The sequence below is a fragment of the Rhizobium sp. L9 genome (assembly GCF_002531885.1).
Classification (GTDB): Bacteria; Pseudomonadota; Alphaproteobacteria; order Rhizobiales; family Rhizobiaceae; genus Rhizobium.
Map to the genome: position 1 here is coordinate 43,958 of NZ_NWSZ01000036.1, position 12,644 is coordinate 56,601.

Below are 12,644 nucleotides of genomic sequence, written 5' to 3' on the forward strand. Positions count from 1 at the left end.
TTTCGCACACGCTAATTTGCGCTTGCCTCGAAAATGCCGAACGCCTACTTCTCCAAGGGAAAGAGGGTGATAGAGATGAGCGATATCTGGCCGAGCGAACTTCGCGTTTCTAAGGACCGGCAGCGGCTGGTGGTGACCTTCAACGACGGCCAGAGCTTCGATCTTTCGGCCGAACTCCTGCGCGTTCTGTCACCGTCGGCCGAGGTGCAGGGCCACGGGCCGGGACAGAAGGTGACGGTGCCGGGCAAACGCAATGTCGCGATCGTCTCGATGACGCCAACCGGCAATTATGCGGTCCGAATCGGTTTCGATGATATGCACGATACCGGCATCTACACCTGGACCTACCTGCGCGAACTGGGCGAACGGGGGGCGGAGCTGTTTTCGGCCTATGAGGACGAACTCCGGGAAAAGGGCATGAACCGCGACACGGCGGAAAAGCCGCGCTGAATCTCAATATATGGCCATCGGGGGACACATGGCGAAAGCGAATCGAAAGAACTGGCTGCGCGCCAAAGGCAGCGCCGCCGGCAGCAAGGTGACCTTCCTCGAACTGTTCTTCGATCTGGTCTTCGTCTTTTCGATCTCGCAGCTTTCGCATGCGCTTGCCGCCCATTATACGCCTCTCGGCGCTGCCGAAGCGGCAGTGATGACCTTCGCCGTCTGGTGGGTGTGGATATTCACCGCGTGGGTGACGAACTGGCTTGATCCCGACAAGATGCCGGTGCGCGGCATGCTGGTCGTGCTGATGATGCTGGGCCTAGTGCTTTCCGCCTCCATCCCCGAGGCCTTCGGCGACAAGGGACTGCTTTTTGCCGGCGCCTATGTGACGATGCAGGTCGGCCGCTCGCTGTTTGCCACCTATGCGATGACGCGTGTCGACCGGGCCAATACGCTGAATTTCGCGCGCATCACAAGCTGGCTTGCGGTCGCCGCCATCTTCTGGATCGCCGGCGGGCTCTTGGAGCATGAAGCCCGGCTTATCGCATGGCTGATAGCACTTGCGATCGAATATGCGGGGCCAGCCGCGGGCTTTGCGGTGCCTGGGCTTGGCCGATCGAGGCCTGGCGACTGGGACGTTTCCGGCGCGCACATGGCTGAGCGCTGCGCGCTCTTCGTCATCATCTGCCTCGGAGAGGCGATTCTCGTTTCAGGCCGCACCTTTTCCGAGCTGGCGATTTCGGGTCTGACCAGCCTGATCTTCGTGACTGCCTTTATCGGCACGGTCACCATGTGGTGGCTCTATTTCCGCTTCGGCCACGGGCGCGCCGCTCATCGCATCGAGCATGAGGAGACGCCGGGGGCTCTGGCGCGGCAGGCTTTCACCTACGCGCATATCCCGATCCTGGCCGGCATCATCGTGCATGCGGTGGCGGTCGAATTCATGTTCTCGCATCCGCACGAGACGGGTGACTTCGGCGTCGCGGCGGCGGTGCTCGGCGGCTCCGGTCTGTTCCTCGCCGGCAATCTCTGGTTCAAGGGCGCGACCAGCGGGCAGATGCCACTGTCGCATCTTGCCGGCCTGGTGCTGGTGGTCCTGCTAGCTTTCGCAGCGCCCTTCCTCGAGGTCTATCTGCTCGGCATCCTGGCGACGCTAGTGCTGATCATCGTCGCTGCCTGGGAATATCGCTCGCTGAGCGGCACATCGACGGCGCCGTCGCTGCATTGAACCTCAAGCGCCTCGCCTCGAACTTGGTTCATGCGAGGCGCTTGAGGGTCTTTTATGCATGTCGTCCTTCCAAAACCGCTGCCCACTTTTGGGCGACATGCATCAGTCATCGTCGCGCAGATCTTTCAGCAGCACGGTGATGATGCGCTCCATCGAGGTGGCTGTCGCCATGCATTGTTCGATCGGCTCCTCAGAGAGGGTGCGTTCGATGAGATCGGTCTGGATCGCCATCGCCGCCTCGGTCACTTTGCGGCCTTCGCCGGTGAGATAAAGGCGCAGCACCCGCTTGTCGCGCTCGTCGCCGCGCCGTTCGATCAGACCCCGTTGCTCCATCTGCGGCAGCAGCATGCTCATATTGGAGCGGCCGACGAGGAGCTTGCGCGCCAGTTCCTGCTGCGAAATGGCCTCGAAACGGTAGAGATTGACCAGAATATCGAGGTGTGGCGGCTTGATATCGAGATCGGCAAGCGAGCGGGTCAGGGACTGCTGCATCAGCTGGCAGGCGCGCGCCACCGCGATCCAGCTGCGAAAACGCGGATGATCCCAGGGCAGGGATTGATTTTTGTTCATCGTTGTACTTTATTGTTCAGTGTTGAACAGTCTTTTGGATTCCCACTATGGCAAATTTCGCGCTTGAGGTCACCCGCCTCGGATTTCGGGTTCTGCAGGCGATATCGCCGCGGCTGGCGGGCAGGGCGGCATTCCTGCTGTTCTGCCGCACACCATCGCCGCGGCCGAAGGGAGAGAAGGCAAAGACGGCACATGCGGCTGGTGCGGCGCTGCTTGCCGGCGCGGAACGCTTTGTCCTCAGGCTTGCCGGCGGCGCCAAAGCGCATGCCTATCGCCTCAACGGCGGTGCGATCGGTCAGCGCAAGCGCTACCTCGTCACGCATGGCTGGGGCTCGAGCGCCGTCTACATGGCCGATCTCCTTTCGATGCTGGCGGCGACAGGTGCCGAGGTGGTGGCGCTCGATTTTCCCGGCCATGGGCGCGCGGGTGGCCGTTTCCTGCATATGGGGCTTGCGGTCCAGGCGATCGCGGCAGCAGGGGAGCGCTTCGGTGCATTCGACGCGGCGATTGGCCATTCCTTCGGGGGCGCGGCGCTGATGGTCTCGGCGGCGGGCCTGATCCCGGATGCTGCGCCCGTTACCGGGGAGCGACTGGTGCTGATCGGCGCGCCGAGCGATATGGCCTGGCTTTTCACTGATTTCGGACGGATGATCGGGCTTCGCGCCGCCGCGCAGGCTGCGTTGGAGAATGAGGTTCATCGTGTCACTGGGCGAAGACTCGGAGATTTCGACGCCAACAATACGGCGGGCTCGATCGGCCGGTCGGTCCTGGTGATCCACGCCGAGGACGACAAGGAAGTGTCAGCGGCCCATGCCCGGCGTTACGGCGCGGCGAGTAAGAGAGTGCGGCTGTTCTGGGCGAAAGGTTTCGGCCATCGGCGCATAATCGGCGCGCCTCCGGTGCTCGGCGCGATCGCGGCCTTTCTCGCAGGCGGCGCGGACGAGGGAACCGACGAAAGCATCAAAAAAGATGCGGAGATCATTCCGTTTTTTGAGCTTCCGGCGAGGCGCGCGGCATTGTAGCGTCCGTGGCAAAGATCAGCCGCGGCGGGACGCTTTATGAAAATCATCAGCAGCATCGAAGAGCTCAATACCATCTATGGCGCCGGCCTATCACAGGCTTCGGTCGACAAGGTGACCAAGCGGTTGACGCCGCTTTACCGTCAGATGATCGAAATCTCGCCGTTTGCGGCGCTTGCGACCGTCGGGCCGGAAGGGCTTGATTGTTCGCCACGTGGCGATCTCGGCGGCGTAGTGCGCGTCGTCGACGACGAGACGCTGTATCTGCCGGATTGGCGCGGCAACAACCGTGTGGATTCGCTCTCCAATATCGTGCGTGATCCCAGGCTCGCGCTGATGTTACTGATCCCCGGCTCCAACACCACGATGCGCATCAACGGCCGCGGCGTCGTCTCGAACGACGAGGCGCTGCTTTCGAGTTTCGAGATGGACGGCAAACATCCGCGCACCGTCATCGTCATTTCGATCGACGAGGTCTATTTCCAGTGTGCGCGCGCCGTGATACGCGCCGAACTCTGGAATGCCGGGCATTTTACCGATCCGGCGAGCTTGCCGACGCCGGGCCAGATGCTGAAGGCTGCCGTCAGCGATTTCGATCAGGAAACCTACGACCGGGAATGGCCGGGACGGGCGGCGAAGACGATGTGGTGAACCGCTGTCATCTCATTGTGACGGCGCAGTTTTGACAGAGTTCGCCCTTTACTCGATGTTATCCTCGGCCTTGTGCTGCCTTGTGCCGAGGATCTGCTGCACCGGCGGCAGATGCTAGGGACAAGCCCGAGCACGACGAAAGAAAGGTTGTCACCTTGTGGCGACAGCGTGCTTATCATGAGGGTTCCGTGTTAGGCCTTGTAGATCAGCCAGCTCTTGCTGAAGTCCTTCTGCATGCCGTCCTGATAGAGGACGATACAGTTGCGGCCGGCGTTCTTAGCGCCGTAAAGGGCGATGTCGGTCTTGCTGTAAAGCTCGCCGGCATCCTCCGCATTCGAGGCCATGCAGATGCCGATCGAAACGGTGATCGGGCCGTAATTCACCCGCGTGCGGGAATTCTTGAACGGCGTAGTTTCCAGCGTGCGGCGGATGCGTTCGGCGATAGCCGTCACTTCCTCGGCTGTGTTGCCCTCGATGATCAGGGCAAATTCCTCGCCGCCGGCACGGGCGACGAAGACGTCTCGCCGGACATTGCTGCGGATGACGGAGGCGACGGTGGCGAGAATCTTGTCGCCGACGGGATGGCCGTAGGTGTCGTTTATCTTCTTGAAGTTGTCGATGTCGGCGAGCAGCAGGGCGGTTACCGGCCGCATGCCGGGATTGTTGAAGACCGCTGACAGCCGGTCATCGAAGGCGCGGCGGTTGGAAAGGCGCGTCAGTGAATCGGTGTTGGCGATGCGCTTGTATTCATCGAGTTCCTTGCGGACTTGGTCCATCTCCTGCGAGCGCTGGACGACGTCCTCGACGGTGCGTTCGCCATGCGCCATGGTATCGCCAGTCGCCTGGCTCAAAAGTTCGATAGCGCTTTCGATCAATTCGGCGCTGGCATTGCTCTTGGAGGTGATGCGCTTATGGGTCTCGCCGAGCAGCCTTGTATAGCTTTCGAGCGAACTTTGCTCCTGCCTCAGGATTCGCAGCAGGCCGTCGAGTTCGCCTGATATGCGCGTATGGGCATCGTCGAAGACGCGTGCGGGGCTGCTGGTGAAATACTGCGCGCCCAGCGCATCGAGTTCGGCCTGGGTCGCCTGGCTGCCGAGAGCTGCGAGTTCACGGGTGAGCGCCGGATTGGAGCCGATATAGGCCTCGTAGAAGAGTTCGTAATTGCGGGGTATCGGCGCGACGCCCATCGAGCGCATTGCGTAGGTGATCTGGCCCGCTACGTCGGGAACCTGCACCTTGGGCGCGACAGCCGTATTCATCCGGCAAACTCCTCATTTCTTCGAAGGCAATATTTATTTGTTAGCTTAAATTTCTTGGGAAAAGATTAAAGCGACATATACCAAAGATTACATATGAAAACTTCGCGGTCGGTCAGTACTTCAAGTACGTCTATGATTTTTCAAGGAAAAACGTATCCTTATCGGGACAGTGCATACCCGTTGCGCGGGAGGCGGTATTTAAAAAACTTACAGTTCTCTTCTCCTTAGAGATCGTATTCATCTTGTCGACAGCAAGTTTTGGTTGTTTCCTATTTTCGGAAGCAATGCGGAATGACAGTTCACCGCCAAACCCGACACCGCCAAAAAGCCAGGACGTAAGATCATGGAAAGCGGCCGCGCCATTTTTTCGTCATCCTCGTTTTCATCGTCTTCGCAGGCGGTGCCTTGCTGCTGGAGCATGCCCGTCTCTTTGCCGGCGCATTCCGGACGGAGATTCTGGCGCGGGTGGATGATGGAGATGTGATAAGCGCCGCAGATAATCAGTAAGCGCGCAAATATCGGAAGGTCGCGCCGTGCGGCGCCTTATCCGGCAGGCGGATGAGGGGCTTTACGGCAAGCCGTCAGCTGCCCCTTCACCTGACTTCAAAGACACACCAGACAATCACCCCAAATTCAGTTCCTGGAAGAAATCATTGCCCTTGTCGTCGATGACGATGAAGGCGGGAAAGTCTTCGACCTCGATCTTCCAGACCGCTTCCATGCCGAGCTCAGGATATTCCAGCACTTCGACCTTGCGGATGCAGTCTTTGGCGAGGCGGGCGGCGGGGCCGCCGATCGAACCCAGGTAAAAGCCGCCATGTTTCTTGCATGCCTCGCGCACGGCGCGCGAGCGGTTGCCCTTGGCGAGCATCACCATCGAGCCGCCGAAGGACTGGAACTGGTCGACGTAGCTGTCCATGCGGCCGGCCGTCGTCGGGCCGAAGGAGCCGGAGGCATAACCGGCCGGCGTCTTGGCGGGGCCGGCATAATAGACCGGGTGATTTTTCAGGTAGTCGGGCATGCCTTCGCCCTTCTCCAGCCGTTCGCGGATCTTGGCATGGGCGAGGTCGCGGGCGACGATAATGGTGCCCGTCAGCGAAAGGCGCGTCTTGACGGGGTGCCTCGATAGTTCGGCGAGCACTTCGGCCATCGGCTTGTTGAGGTCGATATGCACGGTCGATTCCGACAGTTTCGCTTCGTCGATCTCCGGCATGTATTTCGACGGATCGGTTTCGAGCTGCTCGACAAAGATGCCGTCGCGGGTAATCTTGCCCTTGGCTTGGCGGTCGGCGGAACAGGAGACGCCGAGGCCGATCGGCAGCGAGGCGCCGTGGCGGGGCAGGCGGATGACGCGCACGTCATGGCAGAAATACTTGCCGCCGAACTGAGCGCCGACGCCCATCTGCTGCGTCAGCTTGTGGATTTCCTTTTCCATTTCGATGTCGCGGAAGGCATGGCCGCTCTCGGAGCCTTCGGTCGGCAGTTCGTCGAGATAACGGGTCGATGCAAGCTTGACTGTTTTCAGGTTCATCTCCGCCGAGGTGCCGCCGATCACGATCGCCAGATGATAGGGAGGACAGGCTGCCGTCCCCAACGTCAGGATCTTCTCCTTAAGGAAGTCGATCATCCGGTCGTGGGTCAAAAGCGAAGGCGTACCCTGATAGAGGAAGGTCTTGTTGGCTGAACCGCCGCCCTTGGCGACGAAGAGAAAGTCGTAGGAGTCCGTGCCTTCCTCATAGATATCGATCTGCGCCGGCAGGTTATTCCTAGTGTTCTTCTCTTCGAACATCTTGATCGGCGCGAGCTGCGAATAACGCAGGTTCTTCTTTTCATAAGCGTCGAGCACGCCTCTCGAAAGCGCCGCCGCATCACCGCCCTCTGTCCAGACCTTGCGGCCCTTCTTGCCCATAATGATCGCCGTGCCGGTGTCCTGGCACATGGGCAGCACGCCGCCGGCGGCGATATTGGCGTTCTTCAGCAGATCATAGGCAACGAAACGATCGTTGTCGGTCGCTTCAGGATCGTCGAGGATGGCGGCAAGCTGCTTCAGATGGCCGGGGCGCAGCAGGTGGTTGATGTCGGCAAAGGCGGTTTCGGCAAGCAGCCGGATTCCCTCGGAATCAACCGTCAGGATTTCCTGGCCCTTGAAATTGTCGACCGAGACGTAATCGCTGCTGATCTTGCGATAGGGGGTGGCATCCTTGCCAAGCGGGAAGAGATCGTCAGCCATCCAAGTGACCTTTCTGGTGGGCGTGCGTCGCTAAAATTGGACCCGGTCTAAATCTGCTGCGAAGCAAATGCAATTAGGATGGGGCGGAGTCTGGAGCTGGGGCCATATCGTGCCACATTTTGCAACCTGCCCGGCACACGCAATAAGCGAGGCGAAAGCGAGATCTGTCGCGAAGCGGCCGACTTCAGGTTGCCTTCAGTTCAAGCCCGGTTCATATTCCCGGCAGCGTTAACCTGCCGGGGCTTCCAATGACAAATGCAAAGCCAACTGCTGTCGACGACCTTCTCGTTTTTTTCGAACATGACTGGATCAGGGGCGATCTGCTGCGCCTCGCCAGCGATCCCGAAGGAGCGGCCATGTATGTTCGCTTCGTCAATGGCGTCCGCATCGACGCCAAACATGGGCCTGACCACGAAACGATCATTGAGGGCAAGTACGGAACCTTCAAAGTGACACCTGACGGTCACTTCACATATGAGCTGGATTACACGCTCGACGTGGTGAAGAATTTGGGTAAGTCCGATCAGCTCATCGAAAAGCTGAATTACAAGATGTCCGATGGCTCCGGGGGCACGGATCTCGGCGTGCTGACCCTGGCGATCGACGGCGTCAACGAAGACGAAAAATACCACGAGGTCCTGGATTTCGATGATATGGGAGTCTTATCCAGGGCAGATGATTTCTCTCTTCCCAATTACCGTGGCTTTGCGCTCTCCGTGAACGGCAGCCACGACCTGACGCTTCTGAACGGCATCGTCTATGATACCATTCCGGGCGTCGACGCCATTACCGAGGACCGTTTCAGCGATACCGTTCTGTCGCCGGGTTCTGCGCCCGTAACCCTGAAGATGGTCGATGGCGGGGAGTTCACCTTTCAGAGCGTTTCGATCGCCGAATTGTCGGCGTCGCCCTTTCACCTGACGCTCACAGCCTTGAGCGACGGCCAGATCGTCTATCAGCAGGAACTCGAGGTTACCGGGCCCAATCTCGAGGTCGATATCGAAGACATCGAAGAAATCCGCTTCGACTTCATGGGCAATTCGGTGGTGATGGACAATTTTTCGCTGTTGGTTTGAGGCTTGTCTGGTGTGCCGTGTGTGCCCGTCACCCTAACCCTCTCCCCGTAAAAACGGGGCGAGGGGACGTGCCCTGCGAGAGATTGGCGAGGGACGAAGGGGTTGCGGCTACCTCCCTTAGCCCCGCAAGCGGGAAGGTGCCGGCAGGCGGATGAGGGGCTGCGTATCGCGCCCTTTTACTTCGGCCCGATCATCGTTTCCGGGCGCACGATCGCGTCATACTCTTCCGACGTCACCAGGCCGCTGGCAAGCGCTTCTTCCTTCAGCGTCGTACCGTTCTTGTGCGCCGTTTTGGCGATCTTGGCGGCGGCGTCGTAGCCGATCTTGGGGGCGAGGGCGGTGACCAGCATCAGCGAGCGCTCGAGGCCGGCCTTGATATTGTCCTCGCGCGCCTCGATGCCGACAACGCAGTTGTCGGTGAAGGAGACGGCGGCGTCGGCAAGCAGTTGCACCGACTGCAGGAAATTATAGGCCATCATCGGATTGTAGACGTTGAGTTCGAAATGGCCCTGGCTATCGGCAAAAGTCAGTGCAGCGTGGTTGCCGAAGATGTGGATGCAGACCTGCGTCAGCGCTTCGCACTGGGTCGGGTTGACCTTGCCGGGCATGATCGAGGAGCCGGGCTCGTTTTCCGGCAGCGCCAGCTCGCCGAGACCGGCGCGCGGGCCGGAGCCGAGCAGGCGGATGTCGTTGGCGATCTTGAAGAGGGCGGCAGCCGCCGCATTGATGGCCCCATGCGAAAAGACCATGCTGTCATGCGAGGCAAGCGCCTCGAATTTGTTCGGCGCGCTGACGAAGGGGATGCCGGTGATATCTGCAATCTCTTCGGCGACTTTCTCAGCAAAGCCGACCGGCGCGTTGAGGCCGGTGCCGACGGCGGTGCCGCCCTGGGCGAGCTCGCAGAGGCCGGGCAGGGTCATTTCGATGCGCTTGATGGCCGAGCCGACCTGGGCGGCATAGCCGGAGAATTCCTGGCCGAGCGTCAGTGGTGTGGCATCCTGAGTATGGGTGCGGCCGATCTTGATGATGTGGCTGAACTCCGTGACCTTCATATCCAGGGCGGCATGCAGGTGCTTCAGCGAGGGCAGCAGGTGATGGGCGATCCGTTCGGCGCAGGCGATGTGCATGGCCGTCGGATAGGTGTCGTTCGACGACTGGCTCATATTGACGTGATCGTTCGGATGCACCGGCTTCTTGGAACCCATGACGCCGCCGAGCATTTCTATGGCACGATTGGAGATCACCTCGTTGGCATTCATGTTGGACTGTGTGCCGGAACCGGTCTGCCAGACGACCAGTGGAAAGTGCTCGTCGAGCTTGCCGTCGATCACTTCCTGGGCGGCGTCGACGATGGCCTTGCCCAGCGCCGGATCGAGCTGGCCGAGCGACATGTTGGCGCGGGCGGCCGCCTGTTTCACGATGCCGAGTGCGCGGACGATCGACAGCGGCTGCTTTTCCCAGCCGATCTTGAAATTGCCGAGCGAACGCTGCGCCTGGGCGCCCCAATATCGGTCGGCGGCGACGTCGATGGGGCCAAAAGTATCGGTTTCGGTGCGGGTCGCGGTCATGAGCCTTGCCTTCCTCTCGCATGCTGTTTTCTGGCATCTTCGAAAGATGTGGTCTTATAGGTTGGAAACCAGGGTAACAAAACAGGATGCTGTGCGAAATATTGATACTCACAGTCATGTTTGCGCCGGCCGAGCGGCGTGCCTTTTCGGCCACGTTGGAAATTTTATGCATCGGCGCGTTTTTGCCGTACTGGTCCGGCGGCGAAAATTCGGTAAAAAATTAACTAATAATTTCATAATTTTGTGTGAACTGCTGTGCGGCGCCGCGCAGGATTTCTCTCACATGAAATTGAGTCCGCCAGCGCTGGCGGCGAAGGCCGGTTTCTGATCAATGAGGCCCTACGCTGCTTGAGTTTCGCGGGATTTGAGCTGAGAACAGCATGACATCGGGACTGGAATATATATGACGTTCGTTTTGAAAAGCGCGGTATCCGCATTGGCACTTTCCTGCGGCCTGGCAATGATGGCCGCTCCCGCGCATGCCTATACGCTGATGGATATGCTGCGCGGCGACAGGCAGCGGACCCAGAGCACCATTTTCATGGATCAGATGCCGCCCGGGCGGGTGGCGCCACGTGGCGGCGAAGGCGGATCGCTTGGCGGGCTTGATCCGGAGGCGCCGCTGCCGAAGGTCAGCGGTCCGCGTTATTACACCTATAAGACCGAAGCCCTGCAGTTCGTCGATACCAGCAAGTTTGCCGATCCTATCGTCACTGGTGCGGTTGCTGAGGTTTCTCCTGGGAGCGATTCCGAACCGGTGGCGCAGCGCCGCTTCCTGGCGCAGGCCAAGGTTCGTGCCAATGCCGACGTCGCCAAGGCGCTCGAAACCTATTACAGCGACAGCCGCAATCCGCTCGTCTGGGTCGACGGTAACCAGATCAACGAGCGCGCCCAGTCGGCAATGGCGGCGCTGGCCGATGCGGCTTCCGTGGGTCTCGACCCTGCCGATTACGCCGTGCAGGCGCCGGCGGTCGATCCGGCCAATCCCGATCCTGCTGCGCGCGACCGGGCGCTGACGCAGTTCGAGCTCGAACTTTCGGCCAAGGTGCTTGCCTTCGTGCAGGACACGGTCCGCGGCCGCATCGATCCGAACAAGATTTCCGGCTATCACGATTTCCAGCGCAAGGTCGTCAATCTGGCGCCGGTGCTGAAGCTTGCCCGCATGAGCCCCAATGCCGGCGCCTACATCGCCAGTCGTTCGCCCGATAGTACGCAGTTCGAGGCGCTGAAGGCGGAGCTTGCCAAGCTTCGCGCTGCCGATAGCAATGAGGAGCAGATCGTCATTTCGCTCCAGGGCCTGCTCAGACCCGGCGACAGCTCGCCCGAGATCGCCAATATCGTCAAGGCGCTGCAGAAGCACGGGTCCGAGACACTGAAGACCAATCATGTGGCGACGTTCGCAGCTTACGCCGGAGGCAGCGACTATTCGCCAGACATCGTCTCACTCGTCGAGGACTTCCAGAAAGAGCACGGCCTGAAGCCGGATGGTGTTATCGGCCAGGCGACAGTGCGCGCCATGACCGGCGGCGACACCAATGCCTCGAAGATCGACAAGCTCGTCGTCGCCATGGAACAGGTCCGCTGGCTGCCGGAAGATCTGGGTTCCCGTTACGTCATGATCAACCAGCCGGCCTACATGGCCTACTACCACAATGACGGCAAGGAACAGCTGTCTATGCGCGTGGTGGTCGGCGGCAAGAACAACCAGACCTATTTCTTCAACGACGAGATCGAGACGGTGGAGTTCAACCCGTTCTGGGGCGTGCCGCAGTCGATCATCATCAACGAAATGCTGCCGAAGCTGCGCTCGGACCCCAACTACCTCGATCAGCTCGGTTATGAGGTTGAGGTGAATGGCCATGCCGTCGCCTCGTCCAGCGTCGACTGGTACGGCTCGACCGCGAATGTTTCGGTGCGCCAGCCGCCAAGCGGCGATAACGCCCTCGGCGAACTGAAGATCCTGTTCCCGAACAGCCACGCGATCTACATGCACGATACGCCCTCGAAGAGCTTCTTCAAGCGCGACATGCGGGCGCTCAGCCACGGTTGTGTCCGCCTTGCCAATCCGCGCGCGATGGCAGCCGCCGTGCTCGGCACGACGGTTGACGATGTCGCCAGGCAGATTGCAAGCGGGCAGAACCATGCGGTGAAAGTGCCGCAGAAGATCCCGGTCTACGTCTCCTATTTCACTGCCTGGCCGAACAAGGACGGAGTGGTGGAGTATTTCGATGACGTTTACGGCCGTGACGCCTATGTCGAGAAGGCTTTCGACGCGACGACCAAGGCGCGTGGGGCGCAGATCTAATACAGGTTTATTGGGCTATTGAATGGGCGGTCTTCGGGCCGCCCGTTTCGTTATTGGGGTGTCTGCGTGCTGCAATATGCGGATGCGCCGTGCCGCCCCTCATCCGACCCTTCGGGCCCCCTTCTCCCCGCTGGGTAGAAGGGGGAACAAGCGGCGCACACCTCGTAACAATGGGACGTTTTGATGGGAGCAGGGGATCAGAGGCTTGTCCCTTCTACCCAGCGGGGAGCAACCATGTTCAATTTTTCCGGTATTGGGGCGTCCATTCGGTCTTTCGAAAGAGGATTGTGTTGGCGA

General features: G+C 60.1%; 12 protein-coding genes. 7 read left to right on the forward strand and 5 right to left on the reverse strand.

Annotated elements, in window-relative coordinates:
• Positions 1–75 precede the first annotated feature (75 nt).
• Complete coding sequence (locus CO660_RS28840; protein WP_020921463.1) at positions 76–450, forward strand: DUF971 domain-containing protein; 375 nt, start codon at positions 76–78, stop codon at positions 448–450.
• A gap of 28 nt (positions 451–478) precedes the next feature.
• Positions 479–1,669, forward strand: coding sequence for a low temperature requirement protein A (locus CO660_RS28845; RefSeq protein ID WP_097601493.1), 1,191 nt, complete (start codon positions 479–481; stop codon positions 1,667–1,669).
• Between the two features lie 102 nt (positions 1,670–1,771).
• Here CO660_RS28845 and CO660_RS28850 read toward each other — a convergent pair whose 3' ends face one another.
• Positions 1,772–2,239 carry a MarR family transcriptional regulator gene (locus CO660_RS28850; protein ID WP_097601483.1) on the reverse strand — a complete coding sequence of 156 codons (468 nt, stop codon included), beginning with the start codon at positions 2,237–2,239 and terminating at the stop codon, positions 1,772–1,774.
• A gap of 47 nt (positions 2,240–2,286) precedes the next feature.
• Between CO660_RS28850 and CO660_RS28855 the strand changes: the two genes are divergently transcribed.
• Positions 2,287–3,261 carry an alpha/beta fold hydrolase gene (locus CO660_RS28855; RefSeq protein ID WP_097601484.1) on the forward strand — a complete coding sequence of 325 codons (975 nt, stop codon included), beginning with the start codon at positions 2,287–2,289 and terminating at the stop codon, positions 3,259–3,261.
• 36 nt (positions 3,262–3,297) lie between these two features.
• Positions 3,298–3,909: a pyridoxamine 5'-phosphate oxidase family protein gene (locus tag CO660_RS28860; protein ID WP_097601485.1), complete on the forward strand. Its 612-nt coding sequence runs from the start codon at positions 3,298–3,300 to the stop codon at positions 3,907–3,909.
• A 191-nt stretch (positions 3,910–4,100) separates the two neighbouring features.
• On the opposite strand, the gene CO660_RS28865 is transcribed toward CO660_RS28860, so the two are convergent.
• The 3 genes from CO660_RS28865 to CO660_RS28870 form a co-directional block, all read right to left on the reverse strand.
• Positions 4,101–5,168, reverse strand: coding sequence for a GGDEF domain-containing protein (locus CO660_RS28865; protein ID WP_085778392.1), 1,068 nt, complete (start codon positions 5,166–5,168; stop codon positions 4,101–4,103).
• A 237-nt stretch (positions 5,169–5,405) separates the two neighbouring features.
• A complete protein-coding gene (locus CO660_RS32980; RefSeq protein WP_141504934.1) occupies positions 5,406–5,588 on the reverse strand; it encodes a hypothetical protein in 183 nt (60 codons plus the stop codon).
• A gap of 202 nt (positions 5,589–5,790) precedes the next feature.
• The gene (locus CO660_RS28870; protein WP_097601486.1) at positions 5,791–7,398 is read right to left on the reverse strand and encodes a fumarate hydratase; all 1,608 of its coding nucleotides are present in this window, start codon (positions 7,396–7,398) and stop codon (positions 5,791–5,793) included.
• 248 nt (positions 7,399–7,646) lie between these two features.
• Here CO660_RS28870 and CO660_RS28875 point away from each other — a divergent pair, with 248 nt between their 5' ends.
• Positions 7,647–8,474, forward strand: coding sequence for a VCBS domain-containing protein (locus CO660_RS28875; protein WP_097601487.1), 828 nt, complete (start codon positions 7,647–7,649; stop codon positions 8,472–8,474).
• A gap of 176 nt (positions 8,475–8,650) precedes the next feature.
• Here the strand turns inward: CO660_RS28875 and fumC are convergent, their stop codons facing one another.
• Positions 8,651–10,042 (reverse strand): class II fumarate hydratase, encoded by a 1,392-nt coding sequence (gene fumC / locus CO660_RS28885; RefSeq protein WP_097601488.1) that lies wholly within the window; start codon positions 10,040–10,042, stop codon positions 8,651–8,653.
• Here fumC and CO660_RS32985 point away from each other — a divergent pair.
• Entirely contained in the window at positions 10,041–10,370 is a 330-nt protein-coding gene (locus CO660_RS32985; RefSeq protein ID WP_141504936.1) for a hypothetical protein, read from the forward strand. The two genes, fumC and CO660_RS32985, sit on opposite strands and share 2 nt — an antisense overlap.
• A 75-nt stretch (positions 10,371–10,445) precedes the next feature.
• The gene (locus CO660_RS28890; RefSeq protein WP_097601489.1) at positions 10,446–12,347 is read left to right on the forward strand and encodes a murein L,D-transpeptidase; all 1,902 of its coding nucleotides are present in this window, start codon (positions 10,446–10,448) and stop codon (positions 12,345–12,347) included.
• Positions 12,348–12,644 lie beyond the last annotated feature (297 nt).